The organism is Pseudomonas sp. CAN1 (genome assembly GCF_030462585.1).
Taxonomy (GTDB): domain Bacteria; phylum Pseudomonadota; class Gammaproteobacteria; order Pseudomonadales; family Pseudomonadaceae; genus Pseudomonas.
In genome coordinates this window covers 123,717-148,051 of record NZ_JASMRU010000014.1, presented here as the reverse complement: position 1 = coordinate 148,051, position 24,335 = coordinate 123,717, and the positions used below count along the sequence as shown (strand labels likewise).

Sequence of the window (24,335 nt, the reverse complement as noted above, 5' to 3'; positions counted from 1 at the left end):
CCCGTCAACGGCAGCAGAGATTCGTCAGGTGTGCTGGCAGCCGGCACACCCGCCGGAAATACCCCAGCTTCGCGCTCGGCCAGCGCCGCCAGCTCTTCCATCGACTGCGGCCCTTGCAGCCAGAGTTCCAGGGCACCGCCGAGCTGGCAGGCGTGGATGAAGTCGCGCAAAGCCTGCTGGAATTCGGCGCTCTCCACCGCCAGGCTGTCGCGCCGGCCGGCAACGAAGCGCGCCAGGCCATGCCCCGGCGCCACGGCCAGCGCCAGGGCGGCATCGATCAGGGTGTCCGGGTCACGGCCACGGGCGAGGAATTCCGCCTCCAGCACCTCGCGCTCGGCCAGTTGCGTGGATTCGTCCAGACGCGGTCTCGCCAGCATGTCCACCAGCCGCGCCAGGCCGTCACCCAGCGCCTCGGCCGGCACCTCGAAGAAGTAGTCGGTGTGTCGCGCGCGGGTGCTGGCGTTGACCCGCCCGCCATGCGCCTGCACCCAAGGCATCAGGCGTTCGGCCTCGGTGAAGCGTTCGCCGCAGAGGAACAGCAGGTGTTCGATGAAATGCGCCAGCCCCGGATATTCCGGCGGCTCGTCATGGCTGCCACGGTTGATCCGCAACAGCGCCGCCGCGCGGCTGGCGCCAGGGGCATGGACGAGGGTGGCGCGCAGGCCGTTGGCGAGGGTCAGGCTGTTGGCAGCAAAGGTCTTCATCGGCATCCGGTCCGTCTCATCGCGTCACCTTCGCCGAAGCCACGGCGCAGGGATATACGGCTTTGGCAGCAGGCAAGGACGGCCTTCGGCATTGGCCAGTCGTGACGAGCCGGCTACCATTCGCAGCTCCCCTCTCCCCTCGCCACTCTCTGCCAAGGAGCACGCTGGCCATGAGCACCGCCCTGCTGATCATCGACGTCCAGTCCGACCTGTGTACCGGCGACTACGCCTGCTTCGACATCGATAACGTGCTGCAGCGCATCAACACCCTGAGCCACGCAGCGCGCGAGGCCAGTGTGCCGGTGGTACTGGTGCAGCACGAGGACGACGACCTGCAGTATGGCAGCGCCGGCTGGCAGCTGGAAACACGCCTGCTCACCGCCAGCGGCGACCTGAAGGTACGCAAGACCACCCCGGACTCCTTCCTGAGCACGGACCTCGCCGAACTGCTGCAGGCGCGCGGCATCGAGCACCTGGTGATCTGCGGCCTGCAAAGCGACTACTGCGTCGACACCACCACCCGCCGCGCCCTGGCCCAGGGCTACGCGGTGACCCTGGTGGGCGATGCCCACTCCACCGTGGACAACGCCGTGCTCAGCGCCGCGCAGATCACCGCGCACCATAACGCCGTGCTGGGCAGCATCAGCAGCTTCGGCCAGCGCGCCAAAGTTGTTCCGGCCGCCGACGTGCGCTTCTGATATCGCGCAGGAAATCGCCATGAACTTCGACTGGAACGACATCCCGATCCTCCTCGCCCTCGCCCGCCACGGCAGCATGAGCGCCGCCGGCCGCGCACTGGGCGTCGATCCCTCGACCATGAGCCGGCGTCTGGTAGCGGCCGAGAGCGCCCTGCAGACGCGCCTGTTCATCCGCGACAACACCGGCTACAAGGCCACCGATGCCGGCACGGCTTTCCTGACCTATGCCGAACGCATCCTCGGCGACGTGCAGAGCATGCTGCTGGAGACGCGCAATGAGGCCAGCGCGATCAATGGTTCGGTGCGCATCACCGCGGTGGATTTCCTCTTCAGCCACTGGCTGGTGCAGCACATGCCCAAGCTGGCGCGCACCTATCCGAACCTGCAGCTGCAACTGATTCCGGCAAACCGTTCGCTGTCCTTTACTCGCCGCGAGGCCGACTTCGCCCTGCGCCTGGCGCGCCCGGCGGAGGACGCCGCGCTGGTGATGCGCAAGGTCGCCGACATCGGATTCGCCGTGTACGCGGCCACGCCGTTTGCCCAGCTGCCGGTCGAGCAATGGCCGCAGCAGCCGTGGCTGGGTTACGGCGAGGACCTGGATGACACGCCGGAGATGTGCTGGCTGCGGTGCTTCGCTCCGGGCGCCGGCTTCGCCCTGCGCGCCAGCAGCGTGACCACGCTGATCCACGCCTGCGAGAGCGGCCTGGGGATGGCGCTGCTGCCGTGTTTCCTCGGAGAGCGCGAAGGGCTGGTGCGGCTTTCCGGCACCGTGGTGGCGCGGGAAATCTGGCTGCTCGCGCACCGCGACGCCGGGCGCATCGGCCGCTTCCAGGCGGTGAGCGACTGGCTGCGGGAAGTGTTCGATCAGGACGCTACGCAGTTCAGCGGGGAGCTGCTGGATGGGCGGGCGCTGGGTGAGGTGGAAGTCAGCCGCGGTTGAGGCTGACCCGAGGCTGTAGGAGCGAGCTTGCTCGCGAACCGGTCAGTCCGCTGCAGGGGCGAAATCATCGCGGACGGAGTCCGCTCCTACGCGCGGGATTGACTCCGGTACGTAGGAGCGGACTCCGTCCGGCCCTCGCGGGCCTGACCGTTACGCCATCAGAAGGCGAAGCAGGAGCAGCCGAACGCGCCCCAGAAGCCCTGGAAGTCACTCACCGGCACGCTCGACTGGCGCGCGCGCTCGTGGCTGTGGCCATGCACACCGCAGGAACCGACGCACTGGTGCACGGCATTCTGCAGCGGAGCCTGCGGGCGCCAGTGGCCGGGGACCTTGGCCACCGGCGACCAGTCCGGCAGTACCGGGATGGCCGTCGGCGCCTGGCGCTCGAAGTCGCCACTGCCGAACACCACGCGGCCGTCCACCACCGTCAGTACCGACTCGATGGCCTTGATCTCTTCCTCCGGCACGTTGAAGTAGTCCGCCGAGAGTACCGCCAGGTCGGCCATCTGCCCGACCTTGATCATGCCCTTCCTGCCCTGCTCGTTGGAGAACCACGCGCTGCCGTGGGTGTAGAGCTCCAGCGCGGTGCTGCGCGACAGCCCTTCCGGGTACAGCTCCAGGCCGCCGACGGTCCTGCCGCTAACCATCCAGTACAGCGAGGTCCAGGGGTTGTAGCTGGACACGCGGGTGGCATCAGTGCCAGCGCCGACGGGAACGCCTTCGGCCAGCATGCGCTTGATCGGCGGCGTGGCCTCGGCGGCCTGCTTGCCGTAGCGATCGACGAAGTATTCGCCCTGGAAGGCCATGCGGTCCTGGATGGCGATACCGCCGCCCAGCGCCCTCACCCGCTCGATGTTCTTCGGCGAGATGGTTTCGCAATGGTCGAAGAACCAGTGCAGGCCGTTGAACGGAATGTCCCGGTTGACCTTCTCGAACACATCAAGCATCCGCGAGATGGATTCGTCGTAGGTGGCGTGCAGGCGGAACGGCCAGCGCTGCTCGACCAGGTGGCGCACCACCGGCTCCAGTTCGGCTTCCATGCTGCCGGGCAGGTCCGGGCGCGGTTCGAGGAAGTCCTCGAAGTCGGCGGCGGAGAACACCAGCATCTCGCCAGCGCCGTTGTGCCGCAGGAAGTCGCTGCCCTGGCCGTACTGGACGCTGCTGGTCCAGTTCTTGAAGTCGGCCAGCTCTTCCTTGGGCTTCTGGGTGAACAGGTTGTAGGCGATGCGCACGGTGAGCTGGTTGTCTTTCTCCAGCTGTTCGATCACCTGGTAGTCATCCGGGTAGTTCTGGAAGCCGCCGCCGGCGTCGATGGCGCTGGTGACGCCCAGGCGGTTCAGCTCGCGCATGAACTGGCGGGTGGAGTTGACCTGATAGTCGAAGGGCAGCTTCGGCCCTTTGGCCAGGGTCGCGTAAAGGATCATCGCGTTGGGCCGCGCCACCAGCATGCCGGTGGGCTCGCCCTTGCTGTCGCGGACGATCTCGCCGCCGGGCGGGTTCGGGGTGTCTTTCGTGTAGCCGACGACGCGTAGTGCGGCGCGGTTGAGCAGCGCACGGTCGTACAGGTGCAGGACGAACACCGGCGTATCCGGCGCCGCCTGGTTCAGCTCTTCGAGGGTCGGCATGCGCTTCTCGGCGAACTGGAATTCGTTCCAGCCGCCGACCACGCGCACCCATTGTGGCGACGGCGTGCGCAGGGCCTGCTCCTTGAGCAGGCGCAGGGCATCGGCCAGGGACGGCACGCCTTCCCAGCGCAGTTCGAGGTTGTAGTTCAGCCCGCCACGGATCAGGTGCAGGTGCGAGTCGTTGAGGCCGGGGATCGCGGTGCGCCCCTTGAGATCGATGACGCGGGTGGCGCCGGCACGCAAGGCCATCGCCTCGGCTTCAGTGCCCACGGCGATGAACTTGCCGTCGGCGATGGCCACGGCGGTGGCCTCGGGTTTCTCGCGGTCGACGGTGTGGAAGCGGCCGTTGGTCAGGATCAGGTCGGCGTACATGGCGAGGTTCCTCTTTCGATCAGCGGGCATTGAGCCAGGCGGAGAACAGGCGCGTGGCCCGTGGCATGAAAACGTAGACCACCAGCAGGACGATGGTCGCGACGATGAGCATGTTGGCCGGGACGAAGCTGCCCAGCAGCGGGACCTGGGCAAACAGCGGGCGCCAGAGCTGCGGCACCAGCATCACCAGCGGCAGGATCACCAGGTAGGAGATGGCCGCCTGTTTCCAGCGCGGGGCCTGCTTCTGCGGGCTGTCCGGGGTGGTGAACCAGAATTCGTGGGCGGTGTGCAGCTCCTTCTGTTCACCGTCGATCAGGTGCGGGTCGGCGCGTTCGATCAGCTCACGGCGCTGCGGCGAGTCGAGCCAGATTTGCAGTTCGTTGGCGCTGGCGAAACGCAGCACCGAGGTGAACTGATCGCCCTGGCGCATCACGTCCACGCCCAGGTGGCCGGGGAATTCGCTGGCGGCGCGGGTCAGTTCGCGCAGGATGGCTTCATAGGCAGCGACGCTGTCGGGGCGCGCGCGGTGGCGGATGATCAGGGTGACGGATTCTTGCTGCGTGGGCTGGGCGGTTACGTGGCTCATTGGGGTCCCTCCAGAGAAGTGGCCTCCCCCGCCCGGCGGCGAGGGAGGGAAGCGGCTGGTCGGAAAAGCGGCTTACTGCAGGTGGACCTTCAGTTCCTCGCCGGCCTGGCGCATGGCGGCCTGGACCGCCGGCACCTTGCTCACCACGTTGAGCAGGCCGTAGTCGTGGATCATCCCGTTGTAGCGCACGGAAGTGACAGCCACACCGGCGGCGTCGAGCTTGCGAGCGTAGGCTTCGCCCTCGTCACGCAGCACGTCGGACTCTGCGGTCTGGATCAGCGTCGGCGGCAGGCCCTTGAGCTGGTCGGTGGTGGCGCGCAGCGGCGATGCGTAGATCTCGGCGCGCTGTTTCGGGTCGGTGGTGTAGCTGTCCCAGAACCACTGCATCATCGGCTTGGTGAGGAAGTGCCCCTGGGCGAACTGGTTGTACGAGCCGGTCTCGAAGCTGGCGTCGGTCACCGGCCACAGCAGGGCCTGGAAGCGCAGCTTGGGCGTGCCCTTGTCCTTGGCCATCAGCGCGACCACCGCCGCCATGTTGCCGCCGACGCTGTTGCCGGCCACGGCCAGGCGCTGGCCGTCGACGTTGATGTCCTTGCCGTGCTCGGCGACCCACCGGGTGGCGGCGTAGGCCTGGTTGATCGCTACCGGGTAATGCGCCTCGGGGGACGGGGTGTAGTCGACGTAGACCGCCACCGCGCCGGAGTTCACCACCAGGTCGTGGATCAGGCGAGCATGGGTCGGGTAGTCACCCAGCACCCAGCCGCCGCCGTGGAAGAACATGAACACCGGCAGATTGCCCTTCACGCCGGCCGGGCGGACGATGGTCAGCTTCACCGGGCCGACCTCGGTCTGCACGGTCTTCTCGCTGACCTGGGTGCCGGACAGGTCGACCTTCACCGAAGCCTGGGCGCCGGTCAGTACGGCGCGGGCGTCTTTCGGCGAGAGGGTTTCCAGCGGCTGGCCCTTGCCGGCTTCCAGGGCTTCGAGGAAGGCCTGGGTGTTGTGTTCGACGGTGGGGTTGCCGGCGGCGAAGACGTTGCCGATGGCCAGGGCGAGGGAGGCGGCGAGCAGGGATTGCTTGGCGTTCATGATTCGGTTCCTTGAAAGTGGGGGAGGTATTTCCAGAGGACGGACGAATCTTGATCCATGCCTGCAAGGCGCGGAATAGACAGGGTTGCAGGGTCACTTTGCAGTTCTGCAAGGGCCTCTTCAGGGGCGTTGCAGAATTGCCGGAGGCAGGGGAGTCACTCGGTAGCGTGCTGGGCTGCAGGAGCATGCCGCGACAGCCCGAGCGCAAGAGCATCGCGGACGGAGTCCGCTCCTACGCGCGGCACTGGCGCCGGTGTTTCCCTGAACGTAGGAGCGGACTCCGTCCGCGATTGGCATCCGACCCTCACGGATCTCGACCACTACGTCAGCCACTGATAAGGGGTTTGGCACGGCCGTTATCCGCGGTTCGCGAGCATGGCCGTCTCCTGCGGGCGACCAGGGGCTACACCGCCCGGCACGCCACGGATGCCGGCGCGGCGTTTGGCCGGTACAATGCTCGATTGCCTGCTCCATACCTGATAAGCACGCCTGATAAAGAAGAAATCATGTCCTTGCCCAAACACCATCTGGAACTGCTCAGCCCTGCCCGCGATGTGCATATCGCCCGCGAGGCCATCCTGCATGGCGCCGACGCCGTCTACATCGGCGGCCCGAGCTTCGGCGCGCGGCACAATGCCTGCAACGAGGTGAGCGATATCGCCCAGCTGGTGGAGTTCGCCCACCGCTACCACGCGCGGGTGTTCACCACGATCAACACCATCCTCCACGACAACGAGCTGGAGCCGGCGCGCGCGCTGATCCACCAGCTCTACGACGCCGGCGTCGATGCGCTGATCGTGCAGGACCTGGGCATCATGGAGCTGGACATCCCGCCGATCGAGCTGCACGCCAGCACCCAGACCGACATCCGCACCCTGGACCGGGCGAAGTTCCTCGATCAGGCCGGCTTCTCCCAGCTGGTGCTGGCCCGCGAGCTGAACCTTGCGGAAATCCGCGCCATCGCCGACGAGACCGATGCCGCCATCGAGTTCTTCATCCACGGCGCGCTGTGCGTGGCCTTCTCCGGCCAGTGCAACATCTCCCACGCCCAGACCGGCCGCAGCGCCAACCGCGGCGACTGCTCCCAGGCCTGCCGCCTGCCCTACACCCTGAAGGATGACCAGGGCCGCGTGGTGGCCTTCGAGAAGCACCTGCTGTCGATGAAGGACAACAACCAGAGCGCCAACCTGAGCGCCCTGGTGGACGCCGGCGTACGCTCCTTCAAGATCGAAGGGCGCTACAAGGACATGGGCTATGTGAAGAACATCACCGCCTATTACCGCCAGCGCCTGGACGGCATCCTCGCCGAGCGCCCGGACCTGGCCCGCGCCTCCAGCGGCCGCACCGACCACTTCTTCGTGCCGGACCCGGACAAGACCTTCCACCGCGGCAGCACCGACTACTTCGTCAGCGACCGCAAGATCGACATCGGCGCCTTCGACTCGCCGACCTTCACCGGCCTGCCGGTGGGCACCGTGGAAAAGGTCGGCAAGCGCGACATGCTGGTGGTGACCAAGGACCCGCTGTCCAACGGCGACGGCCTCAACGTGCTGGTGAAGCGCGAAGTGGTCGGTTTCCGTGCCAACATCGCCGAGCCGAAAGGTGAGTTCGATGAAGATGGCGAGAAGCGCTACCGCTACCGCGTCGAGCCCAACGAGATGCCCGAGGGCCTCTACCGCCTGCGCCCGAACCACCCGCTGTCGCGCAACCTCGACCACAACTGGCAGCAGGCGCTGCAGAAGACCTCCGCCGAGCGTCGCATCGGCCTGTCGTGGGTGGCCAAGCTGCGTGAAGAGCGCCTGGAACTGACCGCCACCAGCGAAGAAGGCGTCAGAGTCAGCGTCGCCCTGGACGGTCCGTTCGGCGCCGCCAACAAGCCGGAGCAGGCGCTGGACCAGTTGCACGACCTGCTCGGCCAGTTGGGCACCACCCAGTACCACGCCGACAAGATCGAGCTGGACGCCCCGCAGGCGTTCTTCATCCCCAACTCCCAGCTCAAGTCGCTGCGCCGCGAGGCCATCGAAGCGCTGACCGAAGCCCGCGTACAGGCCCACCCGCGCGGTGGCCGCAAGGCCGAGACCAGCCCGCCGCCGGTGTACCCGGAATCGCACCTGTCGTTCCTCTACAACGTCTACAACGAGAAGGCCCGCGAGTTCTACCACCGCCACGGCGTACAGCTGATCGACGCGGCCTACGAGGCCCACGAGGAAACCGGCGAAGTGCCGGTGATGATCACCAAGCACTGCCTGCGTTTCTCCTTCAACCTGTGCCCGAAACAGGCCAAGGGCGTCACCGGCGTGCGCACCAAGGTGCAGCCGATGCAGCTGATCCACGGCGACGAAGTGCTGACCCTGAAGTTCGACTGCAAGCCGTGCGAGATGCACGTGATCGGCAAGATCAAGGGCCACATCCTCGGCCTGCCGCAGCCGGGCAGCGAAGGCGTGAGCAACATCGTCGGGCAGATCAGCCCGGAAGACCTGCTCAAGACCATTCGCAAGCCGGCGCATTAAGCCCGGCGGTCACCTCCCTTGTAGGAGCGAGCTTGCTCGCGAACCGCACCGGCACCTGAGCCGCCGGGAAATACGTTCGCGAGCAAGCTCGCTCCTACAACAAGCGCCGATCCCCCGCTATGATCGGGACATGACCGCCACTCCCCCGCTCCGCCAGCAATGCCCGCCCGGCGCCTGCAACTGCGACCGGGAACGCCTGCTGCAAACCGCCAATGCCGACCTGCGCATCCTGCTGCTGACCCGGCACGAGGAGCAGCGCCTGCTCGAGCGCCTGGAGAATCTCAAGGACCTGGCGGACCTGCAGCGCATGCAGCACAAGCTCTACGAGCAACTCGGCATCCGCCTGCACATCGCCCCCGGCTTCAACGAGGTGCGCACCATGCGCGGCATCGAGTTCGACTTCGCCGAGCAGCCCGGCCTCTGCCGCAAGACCCGCCAGGCCATTCCCACGGCGATCCGCCGGGGCCTGGAGAAGAACCCGGAGATCGCCTGGCGCCTGCTCGACGCCCACGACCTGCTCGGCGGGCTCTGATCAGAAGCCGCCGTCCAGCGGGTACTCCACGGCGACTCGCAGCTGATCGGTATTGAGCTCCGCCTGCGCGGCGTTGGCGCRGTGGCTGTTGTGCATCAGCACCAGCCGCAGGCCCTTGGCCGGGCCGTCCGRCACGCGGTATTGCAGCATCAGGTCGCGTTCCCAGTGCTTGCCGCCCTCGCCGTAGCCCAGGTACGCGTAGCCGCCGCGCCGGTCGACATGGCTGCCATCGATGTCGGTGCCGCGCACATAAGCAGCCGCAATCGACAACCCCGGCGCGCCGAAGGCCGCCAGGTCCAGGTCGTAGCGCAACTGCCAGGAGCGCTCATTGGGCGCATTGAAGTCCGACAGCTGCACCGCATTGGTGAGGAAGATTGCCCCGCGCGTCACATAGTCGAACGGCGTATCGCCATCGACCTGCTGGTAACCGACGCTCAGCCGGTGTGCGCCGAAGCCGTATCCACCGAGCAGGCTCCAGGTGGTGTTGTCGATGCGCCCGGAGAGCGCCTGCCCGGTGTCGCGGGTGCGGTAAAGGTTGAGGTTCAGCGACAGGTCCTGCCCCGCGCCCAGCGGTTGGTTGAAGGTGCCGCCGAGGTAGTCCTGGCGCCAGCTGTCTTCATAGCGCGAGGTGAACAGGCTCAGGCTCGCCGCCTTGGCCGGCGCGTAGGTGAACCCCGCGAGGTCGAAGGCGTCGCCCTGGCGGCCGTTGGAGTAGTTCACTACGAAGCCGCGATCATGGCTGGAGGCGTTGCGGTCGGTGCTTTCGGTGAAGTGCCCGCCCACCAGCCGCAACCCGGGGAACTCCTCGCTGGAGAGGAAGAAACCGGTGGCCGTTTCCGGCAGCAGGCGGCTGTCGGAGGAGCTGAACACCGGCGTCTTCACCCGCTGCTCGCCCCACCACAGCGTGGTCGAGGAAACCCGCGCCTTCAGCGCCGCGCCACCCCGGGCGAAGCTGTCCTTCGGGTGACCGTCGTTGTCCAGGCCGACCAGGCGCGCCTTGCCGGCACGCCCACCGCCGCTGTCCAGCAGCACGCCCTGGTACAGGTGCGCATCCAGCCCCAGGCCGACGCTGCCCTGGGTGAAGCCGGACTGCAGGCTGCCCATCAACCCGTAGGCCCACTCCTGCGCATAGCCGTTGCGTTCGCTGCGTGGCTTGTAGGCATTGCGCGCAGCGCTGTTGCGGTCACCGTGGCGGTACTCACGCTGGTCGAACACCGTACGATTGAGCAGGCTCCAGCGGCTGTCCTCGATGAGGCCGCCGGACTCTTCCTGCGCCGCGCCGAACGCCGGCGCGGACAGCGCCAGCAGCACGGCAGAACTGCGCAGCCTCACAGGTACTTCAGCCAGGCGATATCGCGACGGCGGGCCTTGAGCCGGGCGAACCAGTGCACCGGCGGGTACAGCGCAACGATCAGCAGCAGCGCGCCAGCCCAGACTGCCCACACCGAATCGAAGCCGAAATACTGCCCGTGGTTCAGCCCCCAGATTGCCACGGCGGCCAGGTACAGCAGCTTCAGCACATACAGGTGCAGCAGGTAGAAGAACATCGGCGCCGCGCCGAACACCGCCAGCCAGCGTGTCAGGGCGCCCTGCCCGCGGCGCTCGAAGAACACCAGCAGGAGCAGGCCGAGGCCCAGGGTCAGCGCCAGGAACAGGAGCGACGGCGGGTACTTGGTGATGTTGAAGAAGCTCATCGCAAGCTGCACGCTGCTGTCACCGTCGCCCCAGGGCTTCTCGCCATAGCCGTTGTTCAAACGCAGGACGATGAAGCCACCCAGCGCGATGGCCGCCGCCAGCAGCAGGTTGCGGGTGCGCCGGGCGGCATCGGCCGCGCGGCCGAACCAGGGGCCGACGGCGTAGCCCAGGGCGATCACGCCGATCCACGGCAGCAACGGATAGGACGTGCGCAGGCGCAGCGCATCACTCACCTCGATCCAGCCGCGATCATGCAGCACCGCCCAGGGCACATGAGCCCAGTGGCCGACGGCGAAGTGCACGCCATCGAGCAGGTTGTGCCCGGCCACCAGCGCCACGCCCAGTACCACCAGCGCGGCGCGCGGCAGCCAGACCAGCGCGGAAAGCGCCAGCATGCTCAGGCCGATGGCCCAGATCACCTGCAGGTAGATCACCGTCGGCGGGAACTGGAAGGTCCAGGCGAAGTTCACCAGGGTGATTTCCAGCAGCACCAGGAACAGCCCGCGCTTGAACAGGAAGGCCGAGACCGCCGCGCGGCCCTCGTGCTTCTCGCCATAGAGGAAGGCGGAAAGCCCAGTGAGGAAGACGAACACCGGCGCACACAGGTGCGCCAGGGTGCGGCTGATGAACAGCGCCGGGTCGGTCTGGGTCACGTCCATCGGGTCGCTCACCTGCATGTGCAGGTAGAACGTCTCGCGGACGTGGTCCAGCAGCATAAAGAGGATCACCAGCCCGCGCAGGGCATCGATGGAATGGAGGCGGGTCGCGACCTTGACAGGGGCGGCCAGGGGAACGGGCGGAGTGATTGCGGAAGTCATGGAGGGGATCGATTGCGAGTTAATTGTAATATTATTACATTCCAAACAATCGATTCGCCAACCTTTCGAAACATCCGGACACGTCTGCGCCGGGCCTCGCCGTCCACCGACTTACTCCACGGCGCCCTTCATCGCCGCAGAAAGTTCCTCGCTACCCAACTGCTCCAGGCGCTCGGCGGCGCCCAGGCGGTCGCGCTCCTCCTTGTTCTGGCTGAGCTTGGATTTGCCGATGATCTCGCCGATCTCCACCTCGATGCCAACGATGTTCGCCAGCATGCCGCTGATGAACTCCGGCGTGGAATCGCTCATCTTCCAGGGCTTTGCCTCGCCGGCTTCATGGGTGCGGGTCAGGCGGCCGACCACGCCGCGCACGAAGCGCTCCTCGTCCATCACCTGCAGGCGACCACGGACGTGCACCACCTGGTAGTTCCAGGTCGGCACCTGGCGGTGCGCCTCGTGCTTGCTCGGGTACCAGTTGGGCGACACATAGGCGTGTTCGCCACGGAAGATCACCAGCACCTCCTCGCCATCGGCCTCCTGCCACACCGGGTTGTTGCGCGCGACGTGGGCGCGCAGCAGCGGCTTGTCGCCGGACAGTTCCAGCTCGAACGGCAGGTGGTTGGCGTCCAGCAGGCCGTCGTGGCCGGTGACCAGGATGCCCAGGGGATACTCGCGGATCAGCCGGTGCAGCTCGTCCGGACGGGTTTCCTCGAAGTGTGCGGGTACGTACATGGGAGCCTCGAAGTCAGGAAGTGCGGTCATCATGCCGCCGCATTGGCACCTTATAAAGATCCATTGGTGTCGCGACTGACAGAGCCAATCTTCCAGGCGCGACGAATTGGTACACCCTATGCATCGCCCCGCTGGACGGCGATGGGGCCGCCACCCTACTCTAGCCCTTGGCCAGCATTCGCCCCGGATGGCAGACACAGGCTCCCACTCTCGATGACCGCACCCGAGTTCCCCCGCCCCACTCCCCAGCAGCATCGAGGGAGGATCGCGCCGCGCCAGCACGACGCCTACAAGGCTTACGTGATCCAGCATTACCGGCGCTTCCTGCTGGCGATCAACTTCATCGCCATGGCGGCCTACGACTCCTACGTGCTCGCCGATGCGCTGCTGATCCCGGACATGGCCCGCGAATCGCTGTTCCTGCGTACCGGCCTGAGCCTGCTCGGCCTGATCAACATCTTCCTGGTGTTCCGCTTCAGCCGCAGCGTGCTGGTGATGGACATGCTGATGCCGGTGCACGACATCATCTCCACCATCGCCTGGTTCGAGCTGCTCAAGCGCAGCGCCTCGCCCGACGTGCCGTTCTTCCTCTATGCCTCGGTGGTGTTCATCCTGCTGGGCAACCTCGGCGTGCGCTACTCGTTCAAGGGCATCGCTGTGGTCTCGGCGATCATCTCGGCGATCATTCTGTACAACGTCTGGCTGATCCACGACGGCGCCGCCAAGCCGCTGCTGATCTTCACCCTGGTCTACCTGCCGATCGCCCTGTTCAGCCTGTTCATCAGCTGGACCAACATCAAGGGCGTACGCCAGGCCTTCCTCGCCGACGTCGAAGAACGCCGCCAGCGCAGCGAACTGGCCTCGCTCAACCTGCGCCTGCAGGAACTGGCCGCCACCGACGGCCTCACCGGTGTCGGCAACCGCCGCGCGCTGGACCTGCAGCTCAACGAGTGCTGGCACGGCATGCGCGCCCACGGCCGGCCCTTCGCCCTGCTGATGGCCGACATCGACTACTTCAAGCCCTACAACGACCACTACGGCCACCAGGCCGGCGACCGCTGCCTGTGCCAGGTGGCCGAAAGCCTGGTGAGCACCCTGCGCGGCGGCGGCGCCAACGTCTATCGTTATGGCGGCGAGGAATTCGCCATCCTGCTCGAAGCGGGCAATGCCGAAGACCTGCGCTGTGTGGCCGAACGCCTGCGCGAACAGGTGGCCAGCCTGGGCATCGAACACTGCTACCGGCCCGACCGCCTGCGCCACCTGACCATCAGCCTGGGCGCGGCGATGGCCAACGAAAGCGCGCTGGGCGAGCCCCGCGAGCTGCTCGCCCGCTGCGACCAGCGCCTGTACAGCGCCAAGCAGGCCGGGCGCAACCGTGTGCAACTCGGCGGCCAGGAAGGCGTCTGACGAACGACACGTAACCCGGCGCACGCGGCCGGCGTCTCCCTGCTCTGCCGCCGGGCGATGCTCGGGCGCGCAGCCAGAGCCACAGGGAACGACCCACCGAGGCCAGTGTGAAACGCGATATCCGCCTAGCCATCCTCCTGCTGTCGATCATCAGCCTCACCGTGGCCATCGCCACGGCTTGGGAGCTGTGGTCGGCACGCGAGCGGACGCTGGAGGAGACCACCACCCACAACCTCAACCTGACCCAGGCGCTGGACACCTACGTCGAAGGCATCGTCACCCAGAGCTCCATGCTCCTGCTCGGCCTCGCCGAGCGCCTGGAACACGAAGGCAGCGGCGCGCCGCAGCTGCAGCGGCTCAACGAACTGGTGCAGCGCCAGCAGCACCTGCTCGCCCAGCTCAACGGCATCGGCATCTACGACGCCCAGGGCAACTGGCTGATGACCTCCAACGGCCCCTTCCCGCCCGGCTCCAACAGCGCCGACCGCGCCTACTTCATCCACCACCGCGACAACCCCTCGCTGGACGCCTACATCGGCGAGCCGATCCACAGCCGCGCCACCGGCGTCTGGGTGATCACCGTCAGCCGCCGCTACAACGACGCCCAGGGCCACTTCGCCGGGGTGATAGTCGCGACACTCGGCGTGCAGGACTTCCTGCGCCTGTTCGGCAAGATCGACATCGGCCACAGCGGCGCCATCGGCGTCGCCACCAGTAACGGCCAGGTGCTGGTGCGCTATCCGTTCCGCGAAAGCGACATGGGCCGCGTGCTGTCGCGCTCGCCGATCTTCACCCAGTACCTGGAGAGCGCCACGGTGGGCAGCGCCACCTTTGCCTCGTCGCTGGACGGCATCGAACGCATCTACGCCTTCCGCAAGAACGAGCGCTACCCGCTGGTGACCTCAGTCGCCCTGGGCAAAGACGAAGCCCTCGCCGCCTGGCGCGCCGACGCCCTGCGCACGGTGGCCATCGCCTTCGGCCTGCTGATGGTCATCGTGGTCATCGGCAGCCTGCTGATCCTCGCCATCCAGCGCCGCATCGGCACCGAGCGCCTGCTGCGCGATGCCCGCGAGGACCTGCTCAAGGCCAACCGCCAGCTGGAAGTGCTAGCCTCCCGCGACCCGCTGACCGGGCTGGAAAACCGCCGCAGCTTCGACGACCACCTGCTCGCCGAACTGCGCCGCGCCCACCGCGAACACACGCCGCTGGGCCTGCTGCTGATCGACGTGGACCACTTCAAACGCTTCAACGACACCTATGGCCACCCGGCCGGCGACGACTGCCTGCGGCGCATCGGTCGCGTCCTGGCCGACAGCGTGCGGCGCCCGGCCGATCTTGCCGCGCGCTATGGCGGCGAGGAGCTGGCGGTGATCCTGCCCAACACCGGCCCCGAAGGTGCCCAGGCCGTGGCCGAGCAGTTCATGCAGCGCCTGCGCCAGGCCAACCTCACCCATGCCGGCAGCCCGCTGGGGCGCATCACCGCCAGCATCGGCATCGCCACCCTGCCCGGCGGCAGCGACAGCAACCCGCAGGCCCTGATCGAAGCCGCCGACCGCGCCCTGTACCGCGCCAAGGCCGCCGGCCGCAACCGGATGGAAAGCGCGCCGACGCCGCAAGGAGCCGCACCATGATCCTCGACTCTGCCCTGCTCGATGCCCTGCGCACGGCGCGCCATGTCGTGGTGTTTACCGGCGCCGGGGTTTCCGCCGAGAGCGGCATTCCCACCTTCCGCGACCGCCTCACCGGGTTGTGGGAGCGCTTCGATGCCGCCTCCCTCGCTACCGCCGAAGCCTTCCGCGCCGACCCGGCGCTGGTCTGGGGCTGGTACGAGTGGCGACGCAGCATGGTCCACCGCGCGCAGCCCAACCCCGCGCACCTGGCCATCGCCGAGCTGGCGGGCAAGGTGCCCAGGCTCACGCTGATCACCCAGAACGTCGACGACCTCCACGAGCGTGCCGGCAGCCAGGACGTCACCCACCTGCACGGCCAGCTGGAGCGCCCGCACTGCTTCCTCTGCCAGCGCGAGCCGGATGCGCCGCTGCCGATACCGGACGAACCCGAGGCCGGCCGCCGCGTCACGCCGCCGGCCTGCACCCACTGCGGCGGCCCGCTGCGCCCCGGCGTGGTGTGGTTCGGCGAAAGCCTGCCGATGGGCGCGATCACCGACGCCTTCCACGCCGCCGAGCAGTGCGACCTGCTGATCTCCATCGGCACCTCCGGCGTCGTCTACCCAGCCGCGGAAATCCCCGAGATCGCCTGGCGCCTGCGCGCCACCGTCCTGCACATCAACCCCGCGCCCGGCCCCTTGCATGGCGAGCGTGATTTCGCCCTGGCCAGCGCTGCCGGCGAAGCCCTACCCGCCCTGCTCGCCGCCGCTTTCCCGGCACCCTAGAACGGCGGATAACGCTTGGGGCGTTATGCGCCCTACGGCCTGGCAGGACTGCTCAACGTAGGATGGCGTGGAGCGCAGCGATACCCATTATTCGCCACGCCGACGCACACCGGAAATGCCAGCATCCGCGATGGTATCCGGCGCGAGGCGGGGCCAATCGCGGACGGAGTCCGCTCCTACGCAGGGCCATGGCGCATCGCCGGGACGCGCTACACCGCCGGCATCTGCAACGTCACGCAATGGATGCCGCCACCGCCTGCCGCAATCGGGTCGATGTTCAGCTGGACGATCTCCCGGTCCGGGTACAGCTCGCTGAGCAAGGCATGGCAATGCTCGTCGGCCGCCACATCACCGAACTGCGGGGCGATCACCCCGCCGTTTACCGGCAGGTAGTTGATGTAACCGGCGGCGAAGTCCGGGTTGTCGCGGTTGAAGGCACTGGGCTTGGGTTTCAGCGGCGGCGGCAGGCTGTGCAGCTTGAGCTTTCGGCCATCGGCGTCGGTGGCGCTCTGCAGGATCGCCAGATGCTTGCGGGTGACCTCGTAGTCGTAGGAGCGCTTGTCGTTGTCCAGGTTGACCACCACGACGCCCGGCTCGACGAAACGCGCATAGAAATCCACATGGGCATCGGTGATGTCCTTGCCACGAATGCCCGGCAGCCAGATCACCTTGCGCAATCCCAGCACCCGCTTCATCTCCGCTTCGATGCGCGAGCGCGTCCAGCCGGGGTTGCGGTTGTCGTTGAGCCAGCAGCTCTCGGTGAAGATCGCGGTGCCGTGGCCGTCCACCTCGATGCCACCACCCTCCCCGCACAGCTCACTGATGAGAGCCTTCGCCTCCAGCTCCTCCGCCAGCGCGGCGGCCACCTGACCATCGCGCTTGGCGGTCTGCTTGCCGCCCCAGCCGTTGAAGTTGAAGTCGGCCAGTGCCAGGCCGCCCGGCGCATCGTTGACCAGGAAGCAGCCGCCGTAGTCGCGCACCCAGATGTCATCCACCGGCAGCGGCAGGAAGTCGATGTTCTGGCCGCCGCACGCGCGCTTGGCTTCCGCCTCCTGCTCCGGCCGGCAGAGCACCGTCACCGGCTGGAACTCGGCAATGGCGCGGGCCAGCCGGGCCACCGTGGCATTCACGTTGGGCGCCAGGTCCTCCCAGATGTCGGCGCTCGCCGCGTAGGCGACGAACACCCGCTCCTGCTTGCGGTGCTCGTCGGGCATGTACCAGGGCTTCGCCGCCAGGGCGACGCGGCCCAGGCCGAGCCCGAGACCCGTCGCCAGCGTCATGCCGGCGCCGAGCAGGTTCCTGCGTGTCATCATCCTCGCCTCCTCAGCCGCCGGTGCCGGTCTTGAAACTGGTCCAGGTGCGCATCCGCGCCCGCATGTCGCGCTGCGGGATGTCCTTGCCGGGGAACAGCCGCGCGTAGGCCTTCTCATCAAGATAGATGTCCGGATTGTCGCGCATGCTCGCCTCGACCATCGGCCGCGCCTTGGCGTTGGAGGTCGGGTAGCCGGTGGCGTTACTGATGGCCGCCATCACCTCGGGGCGCATCAGGTAGTTGATCAGCGCATAGGCGTACTCGGGGTGCGGCGCGTCGGCGGGGATGGCCATGGTGTCCATCCACACCGAAGTACCTTCGCGCGGCACGCGGTACTCGAAGCGCTCGGGCTTCTTCGCCTCGTCGGCGGCGCGTTGCGACTGGATCACGTCGCCGCTGTAGCCCAGCGACAGGCACAGGTCGCCGTTCACCAGCTGGGTCACCGGCTGCGACTGGAACTTGCGAATGTACGGGCGGATGCCGTTGAGCACCGCCAGCGCTTCGCTCAGGTCCTGCGGCTTGCCGCTGCGCGGGTCGCGGCCGAGGTAGTTGAGCACCACGGCGAGCACTTCGTCCGGCGAGTCGATCATCGAGATGCCGCAATCGGCGAAGTGCTTGGCCATTTCCGGCTTGAACATCAGGTCGAGGCTGTTCACCGGCGCGCCGGGCATGCGCTGCTCGATCTTCGCCTGGTTGTAGGTCAGGCCGATGCTGCCCCAGGTGTAGGGCACCACGGCGTGCCGCGAGTACGGGTACTTGGTCTGCAGGCTCTGCAAGCCCTGCTCGATGTCGCCCAGGTGCTCCAGTTTGCTCTCGTCGAGCTTCTGCAGGGCGCCGGCACGCATCAGGCGCTCGGCGACGGTATCGCCGGGGAAGATCAGGTCATAGCCGCTGTGCCCGGCCATCATCTTCGCCTCCAGCGTCTCGCTGCTGTCCATCACGTCGTAGATGACGCGGATGCCGGTCTCCTTGGTGAAATTCGCCAGGGTATCGGGGGCGAAGTAGTCCGCCCAGTTGAAAAGGCGCAGGACCTTTTCTTCGGCCGTGGCCGGTTGCAGGGTGCACGCCAGGGACAACCCCAGCGCGCCGATCAGCAGGTGCTTGTTCATGGTCAGACTCCTTGCCAGCGCGGGTGCAGGTGGCGGCCGTCGAGGCCGAGCAGCGGGCCGTACATTTCCGGGCGGCGGTCGCGGTAGACGCCCCAGGTCAGGCGTTCCTCGCGGGCCAGGTCGAGGTCCAGCTCGCGCACCAGCACGGCGGCCTCGTTGCGCCCGGCCTCGGCCAGCAGCGCGCCCTTGTGGTCGGTGATGAAGGACGAGCCGTAGAAGCGCATGCGCAGCGTGTCATCGCTGGGCGCCACTTCCTCGCCGATGCGGTTGGCCGCCAGCACCGGCAGCAGGTTGGCGGCGGCGTGGCCGCGCTGGGCGGTCTGCCAGTGGTCGCGGGAATCCAGCTGCGCGGCGCCCGGCTCGGAGCCGATGGCAGTGGGGAACAGCAGCATCTCCGCGCCTTGCAGCGCCAGGCAGCGGGCGGTCTCGGGGAACCACTGGTCCCAGCAGATGCCCACGCCAATGCGGCCGACGGCGGTGTCCCAGACACGGAAGCCGGTATCGCCGGGGCTGAAGTATTCCTTCTCCTGGTAGCCGATGGCGTTGGGGATGTGGGTCTTGCGGTACACCCCGAGCAGACTGCCGTCGGCGTCGGCCACGGTCAGCGAGTTGAAGTAGGCGTTGCCGGCGCGCTCGAACCAACTGATCGGCAGCACCACGTTCAGCTCCGCCGCCAGCCGGGCGAAGCGCTGCAGCAGCGGGCTGTCGTCGAAGGGCTGGGCCAGAGCCAGATGGCAATGGTCCTGCTCGATGCAGAAGTACGGCGTGGCGAACAGCTCGGGCAGGAGGATCAGCTTCGCCCCGGCAGCCGCCGCTGCGCGCACGTGGCGCTCAGCTTCGGCGAGGTTGCGCGGCAGGTCCCAGCTACAGGAAAACTGCAGGACAGCGACGGTCAGCTTGCCCATCACAGGCCTCCCAGCGGCCAGGCCGGCTGCTGCTGGGTGATGCAGTGCACGCCGCCACCGCCGTGGGCCAGGTTGTTGATGCGCACCGGCACCACTTCGCGACCGGGGAAGGCGCGGGCCAGCACGGCAGCGGCCTCGTCGTCGGCGGCGATGCCGTAGGCCGGCATGATCACCGCGCCATTGGCGAGGTAGAAGTTGGTGTAGGACGCGCAGAAGACTTCCGCCTCCGGGTCCACCGCCGCGCTGGCTTCGAACAGCTCGATCAGCTCGAAGGAGCGCCCTTTGGCATCGGTGGCCAGCTCCAGTGCGCGACGGTTCTCGCGCGCCACTTCGGCGTAGGTGCTGGAGGCGTCGTGGGTGGCATCCACCAGCAGCACGCCGGGGCGGGCGAAGGCGCACACGCCGTCGACGTGGCCGTCGGTCATGTCGCCGGTGACGTACTGCGGGTCGCCCGGCAGCCAGATGGTCTTGGTCACGCCCAGCAGACGACTGAAGATCTCCTCCATCTCGCGCTTGCTGACGCCGGGATTGCGGTTGGGGTTGAGCAGCACCGACTCGGTGGTGATCAGCGTGCCCTCGCCGTCCACGTGGATCGCCCCGCCCTCGTTGGCCAGCGGCGTGCCGAAGCAGTCGAGCCCAAGGTTATTCAGGATGCGCCGGCCCAGGCCTTCGTCCAGGGTGTGCTCGGACTTTCCGCCCCAGGCGTTGAAGCGCCAGCTCACGCCGGCCACGCCGTGCTGCGGATGGCAGACGAAGGTCGGCCCGGAATCGCGGCACCAGCTGTCGTCGATGGGCAGCGGCACCAGCTCGACGTTGGCCCCGCACAGCTCGGCGGCGCGGGCCATGGCGGACGGGTCCACCACCAGCTTTACCGGCTCGAAGCGGGCGATGGCGTTGGCGACGCGGGCAAAGTCTTCCTGCACCTGCTCCAGGGTCACGTGCCAGCCGCCCTCCCAGAGCGGACGGTTATGCGGGAATGCCATCCAGGTCGCCGCGTGGTTGACCCATTCGGCAGGCATGCGCCAGCCGTTCTGCATGTCGTCGTTGCGATGCATACTCAAGCCTTTGGTAAGTAATTTTTATCGGAAGGAAAAGGTTCAGCGGCGCCTGACGACCATGCTAGGCCTGTAAAAATGTCAGAACAAACGATAGATTTTGCGTAAATCTGATTAGGCAGACTTATCGATCATGCTCAAACACTGGCCACCCCTGAATGCCCTGCGCGGCTTCGAAGCCGCCGCGCGCCTGGGCAGCTTCCACAAGGCCGCCGAGGAACTGCACCTCACCCAGTCGGCCATCAGCCAGCAGATCCGCAGCCTGGAAAGCTTCGTCGAACAGCCGCTGTTCTATCGCTCCGGGCGCAAGGTGGCGCTGACCGACGCCGGCGCGGACCTGCTCAGCACCACGCAATCCATGCTGCAACAGCTGGCCGTGGGCATCCGCCGCCTGGACCAGTACCGCAAACCCAACCAGCTGGTGGTCAATACCACCCCGGCCTTCGCCCGCCACTGGCTGGTGCCGCGCCTGGACGACTTCCATGCACGCCACCCGCAGATCGACCTCTGGCTGCTGACCACCGACGAAACCCCGGACATGGCCACCCAGACCATCGATATCGCCGTGCGCGACGACCTCACCGCCCAGGCCGAATGCCGCTTCCGCGTGCTGCTGGAGGATCGCCTGTACCCCGCCTGCCATCCCTCGCTGCTGGCGCAGGCGGAAGCGACGCGCACCACCCTGCACGGCGAACGGGAGATGGACTGGGCACACTGGCAACTGCAAGGCGGCGCCGACGTTGGTCAGCGCAGCGAAGGGCTGAACTTCTCCGACCCCGGCCTGCTGCTGGATGCCGCCAGCCAGGGGCTGGGCGTTGCCCTGGTAAGCCAGCTGCTGGCCGGCGATGCGCAGGAAAATGGCCTGCTGGCACCACTCAGCGAACAGGCCGTGCGCGGGCCGAACTGGTCGCTGCTGGTGCATCAGCAGAGCGAGCGCAACGCGCAGGCGGTGGGCTTCTGCGAGTGGCTTTCGGCCGCGCTGGGTGTCTCCCTGTAGGGCGCATAACGCCTGAGGCGTTATCCGCCATAACGGCGGATAACCCGTTCCGGGTTATTCGCCCCACGTGGCTGGCAAGGCCTCTTCGGGGACTCGCACCGCTATTCGCCTTGTAGGAGCGAGCTTGCTCGCGAACGGATTTTCCGGCGACTCCGCTGTCAGGCGGTTCGCGAGCAAGCTCGCTCCTACAACAGCGTGTCAGCCGATAGCTGCCTCTCCAAACTCATCCGATGGCGTCCTTCCCCTTCTTCAACCTCCCCCGCTCCCTCTTCCCCTCCAGCGCACTCTCCGCCGCCGCCTTTACCAGCCGCTGGAAAGTCGGGCACTCCGCGTGACTGGGCGCCGGGCACGCCGCCGCATGCCTCAGCCCCCGGCTCATCGCCCGCAGCCGTCGGATCGTCGCATCCAGCTCGTCCGCCTTGGCCGCCAACATCTGCCGGTCGATGCTGGTCCCACCGTCACCGGAAAACATCGAGCGGATTTCCTCCAGGCGGAAGCCGGCCGACTGCCCCAGGCTGATCAGCGCCAGCTGGTCGAGAATCTGCGCCGCGAACTGGCGGCGCGCACCGGGCCTGGCGAGCGAAACGATTAGCCCCTTTTCCTCGTAGAAGCGCAGGGTCGACGCCGGCACACCGGAGCGCCTGGCCACATCAGCGATATCCATGGAACACCCTTTGACCTCAAGTTCGCTTGAACTTGTAGGTTCACGCCAAAGCCCGCCGTGGTCAATCCACGCGTGGCTTCCCCCTAGCGTGCAACCTGCGGAGAAACCATGAAAACCATCGCCATCGTCTACCACAGCGCCAGCGGCCGTACCGAGCGCATCGCCCAGGCCATCGCCAGCGGCGCTCGCCAGGTGCCCGGCTGCGAAGTACACCTGCTCAAGGCACAGGAGTTGATCGAACAACCGCAAACGCTGCTCGCCTATAACGGCCTGATCCTGGGATCGCCCACCTACCTGGGCGGCGTCTCTGCGCCACTGAAAGCCCTGATGGATGCCACCGGGCCGCTCTGGCGCCAGCAGAAGTTGCGCGGCCGGCTCGCGGCGGGCTTCACCGTCTCGGCGCTGCCGGCCGGTGACAAGCAGTCGACGCTGATCTCGCTGTTCACCTTCTGCATGCAGCACGGGATGCTCTGGGCCGGCAACCCGATCCTCCCCGAACAGCACCTGGGCGTGCCCATCGAGGAAGCCGCCAACCGCCTCGGCTCCTGGTCCGGACTGATGGCCCAGGCCGACAAGACCGCTGCGGACTTCTGCCCCGGCGACCTGAAGACAGCGCGGCTGTTTGGCGAGCTTTTCGCCGAAACCCTCGCCCGCCTGCAGCAGCCGCAGATCGAGCAGGCGCAGAAGGCCAGCGCATGATCGCCCGCCGCTACGCCCCGCTGCAGTTCGCACTGATCCTGTCCGGCGTGATGACGCTGCTGGTCTCCGGCCTTTCCACCTGGCGCGCGGTCGGCCTGGCGCCGGCCTTTGCCCAGCTATGGCTGGGCGCGTGGCTCACCAGCTGGAGCATCGCCTTTCCGCTGGTGCTGGTCATCTCACCCCTGACGCGCCGCCTGGTCGAGAAGCTGGTCAAGACGTAGGAGCGGACTCCGTCCGCGATCGCCTCACTTTACGGAGGAAGATCAGGGAACTTGGCCGGTAGGACGGCGTAGAGCACGCAGATTCCATCCAGGCGTCCGCTCCAGAAGCTCCGAGCGAAGGGAAACCATCGCGGACGGAGTCCGCTCCTACTCGCGCATCCCGTCCGCCAGGCGGCAGAAGCCATCGCGCACCACGCCATCGGTGGTGTACATGCCACCGGCGGTGGTGAAGATGTAGCTGACCTTGCTGCCCTTGCCGGCTTCCTCGACCACGATGCTCATCGGCGCCGTGCGGGTACTCAGGATGACGCCCTGGTGGGCGGAGATGATGCCGCGCTCGTCATCGGCGGAATCGATGGAGAAGCCTTCCTTCAGCAGCGCCTTCTGCGCGTTGTGGAAGGCCTTCTCGGGGGCCAGGTGGTCGAATACGACGCTGGAGTTGTAGGTCTTGCCGGCAATGAAACCACCCGCAGAGTTGAAGTTGTCTTCGCACTGGATGCCGGTATTGCGGTGCGCACAGCCCTGCAACAGGGCAGCGGCGAACAGAATCGTCATGACTCGTCGCATCATCGTTCCTTGATCTCGTGGGGCCGCCATCCCTGCGGGTCTACAGCGGCGAAGGGGTTATATAAGCCGAGGGCGCAGGCGGAGGCCAGACTTTTCCTCGCCCAATGAGACACCGGGCACGTAGGAAATGTTCGATCGCGGGCTCAAGTTCGCGCTTTCGTGCCGTTCGTCCCGGAACGTTCCCGGAGCGTGGCAGCCTCACGGTGCCACTTTCACGCAGGCATAAAAAAACCCCGCCGAGGCGGGGTTTTTCGTCAGCGATGTCGATTAGACAGCGCGAACTTGTTCAGCTTGCGGGCCTTTCTGGCCGGCAGTCACAACGAAGCTGACCTTCTGGCCTTCGTCGAGGGACTTGTAGCCGTTGCCTTCGATCTGACGGAAGTGAACGAATACGTCCGGGCCGCTTTCCGGGGTGATGAAGCCGAAGCCCTTCTCAGCGTTGAACCACTTGACGATGCCGTTTTGACGATCGGACATGATGTTGTCTCCTAAAAGAATGCTAAAGGCCGGCCGAAAGCCGACCGGCGATGAGCTGAATGCGTAGTGAAGAGGTGCCGAGGAGATGGAGCATCTTGTAGAAGAACATCAAGTCGCGGAACTCGTTACTGGGCAGGCAGCCCATGCAGAATACAAGGTTTGGCGCCGATTCATAGCTTTTTTTGTTGGTCGGGTGCGATTTTGACAAATGGTCGAGCTTTCCCGGCAC

At 66.9% G+C, this 24,335-nt stretch carries 24 protein-coding genes; 10 read left to right on the top strand and 14 right to left on the bottom strand.

Annotation, left to right across the window (positions count from 1 at the left end):
- Nucleotides 1-704: pyrroloquinoline quinone biosynthesis protein PqqF (gene pqqF, locus QO207_RS18990; protein WP_301533868.1), on the bottom strand; the 704-nt coding region annotated here is incomplete at its 3' end.
- A 170-nt stretch (nt 705-874) separates the two neighbouring features.
- Here pqqF and QO207_RS18985 point away from each other — a divergent pair.
- Nucleotides 875-1,402: a cysteine hydrolase family protein gene (locus QO207_RS18985; RefSeq protein ID WP_301533867.1), complete on the top strand. Its 528-nt coding sequence runs from the start codon at nt 875-877 to the stop codon at nt 1,400-1,402.
- A gap of 19 nt (nt 1,403-1,421) precedes the next feature.
- A complete protein-coding gene (locus tag QO207_RS18980) occupies nt 1,422-2,342 on the top strand; it encodes a LysR family transcriptional regulator (RefSeq protein ID WP_301533866.1) in 921 nt (306 codons plus the stop codon).
- A 158-nt stretch (nt 2,343-2,500) separates the two neighbouring features.
- Here the strand turns inward: QO207_RS18980 and QO207_RS18975 are convergent, their stop codons facing one another.
- The 3 genes from QO207_RS18975 to QO207_RS18965 form a co-directional block, all read right to left on the bottom strand.
- Complete coding sequence (locus QO207_RS18975) at nt 2,501-4,339, bottom strand: amidohydrolase (RefSeq protein ID WP_301533865.1); 1,839 nt, start codon at nt 4,337-4,339, stop codon at nt 2,501-2,503.
- A gap of 19 nt (nt 4,340-4,358) precedes the next feature.
- A complete protein-coding gene (locus QO207_RS18970; RefSeq protein WP_301533864.1) occupies nt 4,359-4,925 on the bottom strand; it encodes an antibiotic biosynthesis monooxygenase in 567 nt (188 codons plus the stop codon).
- A 72-nt stretch (nt 4,926-4,997) separates the two neighbouring features.
- Entirely contained in the window at nt 4,998-6,014 is a 1,017-nt protein-coding gene (locus QO207_RS18965) for an alpha/beta hydrolase (RefSeq protein ID WP_301533863.1), read from the bottom strand.
- Nucleotides 6,015-6,520: 506 nt separating this feature from the next.
- Between QO207_RS18965 and QO207_RS18960 the strand changes: the two genes are divergently transcribed.
- Both QO207_RS18960 and QO207_RS18955 read left to right on the top strand, forming a co-directional pair.
- Nucleotides 6,521-8,524 (top strand): U32 family peptidase, encoded by a 2,004-nt coding sequence (locus QO207_RS18960; protein WP_301533862.1) that lies wholly within the window; start codon nt 6,521-6,523, stop codon nt 8,522-8,524.
- 130 nt (nt 8,525-8,654) lie between these two features.
- Nucleotides 8,655-9,056 (top strand): hypothetical protein, encoded by a 402-nt coding sequence (locus QO207_RS18955; protein ID WP_301533861.1) that lies wholly within the window; start codon nt 8,655-8,657, stop codon nt 9,054-9,056.
- Here the strand turns inward: QO207_RS18955 and QO207_RS18950 are convergent, their stop codons facing one another.
- From QO207_RS18950 to QO207_RS18940, 3 genes are all read right to left on the bottom strand, one after another.
- Nucleotides 9,057-10,388, bottom strand: a complete 1,332-nt coding sequence (locus QO207_RS18950; RefSeq protein WP_301533860.1) for an OprD family porin — start codon at nt 10,386-10,388, stop codon at nt 9,057-9,059. It abuts the gene before it with no gap.
- Complete coding sequence (locus QO207_RS18945) at nt 10,385-11,569, bottom strand: DUF1624 domain-containing protein (protein ID WP_301533859.1); 1,185 nt, start codon at nt 11,567-11,569, stop codon at nt 10,385-10,387. The genes QO207_RS18950 and QO207_RS18945 overlap by 4 nt, the downstream gene beginning before the upstream one ends.
- A gap of 111 nt (nt 11,570-11,680) precedes the next feature.
- A complete protein-coding gene (locus tag QO207_RS18940; RefSeq protein ID WP_301533858.1) occupies nt 11,681-12,301 on the bottom strand; it encodes an FMN-binding negative transcriptional regulator in 621 nt (206 codons plus the stop codon).
- Between the two features lie 213 nt (nt 12,302-12,514).
- On the opposite strand from QO207_RS18940, the gene QO207_RS18935 reads away from it, so the two are divergent.
- The 3 genes from QO207_RS18935 (at nt 12,515) to QO207_RS18925 (ending at nt 16,100) form a co-directional block, all read left to right on the top strand.
- Nucleotides 12,515-13,708, top strand: coding sequence for a GGDEF domain-containing protein (locus QO207_RS18935; RefSeq protein ID WP_301533857.1), 1,194 nt, complete (start codon nt 12,515-12,517; stop codon nt 13,706-13,708).
- A gap of 107 nt (nt 13,709-13,815) precedes the next feature.
- A complete protein-coding gene (locus tag QO207_RS18930; protein WP_301533856.1) occupies nt 13,816-15,339 on the top strand; it encodes a sensor domain-containing diguanylate cyclase in 1,524 nt (507 codons plus the stop codon).
- Nucleotides 15,339-16,100: an NAD-dependent deacylase gene (locus QO207_RS18925; protein WP_301533874.1), complete on the top strand. Its 762-nt coding sequence runs from the start codon at nt 15,339-15,341 to the stop codon at nt 16,098-16,100. Before QO207_RS18930 ends, QO207_RS18925 begins: the two co-directional genes overlap by 1 nt.
- 209 nt (nt 16,101-16,309) lie before the next feature.
- Here QO207_RS18925 and QO207_RS18920 read toward each other — a convergent pair whose 3' ends face one another.
- Genes QO207_RS18920 through QO207_RS18905 form a run of 4 tightly spaced genes read right to left on the bottom strand, consistent with a single transcriptional unit; the run spans nt 16,310 to nt 20,481 of the window.
- Nucleotides 16,310-17,380, bottom strand: a complete 1,071-nt coding sequence (locus QO207_RS18920) for an agmatine/peptidylarginine deiminase (protein ID WP_301533873.1) — start codon at nt 17,378-17,380, stop codon at nt 16,310-16,312.
- A gap of 43 nt (nt 17,381-17,423) precedes the next feature.
- Complete coding sequence (locus tag QO207_RS18915) at nt 17,424-18,521, bottom strand: extracellular solute-binding protein (RefSeq protein WP_301533855.1); 1,098 nt, start codon at nt 18,519-18,521, stop codon at nt 17,424-17,426.
- 2 nt (nt 18,522-18,523) lie between these two features.
- Nucleotides 18,524-19,426, bottom strand: coding sequence for an N-carbamoylputrescine amidase (gene aguB / locus QO207_RS18910; RefSeq protein ID WP_301533854.1), 903 nt, complete (start codon nt 19,424-19,426; stop codon nt 18,524-18,526).
- Entirely contained in the window at nt 19,426-20,481 is a 1,056-nt protein-coding gene (locus QO207_RS18905) for an agmatine/peptidylarginine deiminase (protein ID WP_301533853.1), read from the bottom strand. The genes aguB and QO207_RS18905 overlap by 1 nt, the downstream gene beginning before the upstream one ends.
- A gap of 133 nt (nt 20,482-20,614) precedes the next feature.
- On the opposite strand from QO207_RS18905, the gene QO207_RS18900 reads away from it, so the two are divergent.
- A complete protein-coding gene (locus tag QO207_RS18900; protein WP_301533852.1) occupies nt 20,615-21,478 on the top strand; it encodes a LysR substrate-binding domain-containing protein in 864 nt (287 codons plus the stop codon).
- A gap of 223 nt (nt 21,479-21,701) precedes the next feature.
- Here the strand turns inward: QO207_RS18900 and QO207_RS18895 are convergent, their stop codons facing one another.
- On the bottom strand, nt 21,702-22,142 hold the full coding sequence (locus tag QO207_RS18895; protein ID WP_301533851.1) for a helix-turn-helix domain-containing protein: 441 nt from the start codon (nt 22,140-22,142) through the stop codon (nt 21,702-21,704).
- Nucleotides 22,143-22,250: 108 nt separating this feature from the next.
- Here QO207_RS18895 and QO207_RS18890 point away from each other — a divergent pair, with 108 nt between their 5' ends.
- Both QO207_RS18890 and QO207_RS18885 read left to right on the top strand, forming a co-directional pair.
- Nucleotides 22,251-22,841, top strand: a complete 591-nt coding sequence (locus QO207_RS18890; RefSeq protein ID WP_301533850.1) for a flavodoxin family protein — start codon at nt 22,251-22,253, stop codon at nt 22,839-22,841.
- Nucleotides 22,838-23,062, top strand: a complete 225-nt coding sequence (locus tag QO207_RS18885) for a DUF2798 domain-containing protein (RefSeq protein ID WP_301533849.1) — start codon at nt 22,838-22,840, stop codon at nt 23,060-23,062. The genes QO207_RS18890 and QO207_RS18885 overlap by 4 nt, the downstream gene beginning before the upstream one ends.
- A gap of 147 nt (nt 23,063-23,209) precedes the next feature.
- Here QO207_RS18885 and QO207_RS18880 read toward each other — a convergent pair whose 3' ends face one another.
- Both QO207_RS18880 and QO207_RS18875 read right to left on the bottom strand, forming a co-directional pair.
- Entirely contained in the window at nt 23,210-23,617 is a 408-nt protein-coding gene (locus tag QO207_RS18880; protein ID WP_301533848.1) for a hypothetical protein, read from the bottom strand.
- A gap of 279 nt (nt 23,618-23,896) precedes the next feature.
- Complete coding sequence (locus QO207_RS18875; RefSeq protein ID WP_017518411.1) at nt 23,897-24,106, bottom strand: cold-shock protein; 210 nt, start codon at nt 24,104-24,106, stop codon at nt 23,897-23,899.
- Nucleotides 24,107-24,335 lie beyond the last annotated feature (229 nt).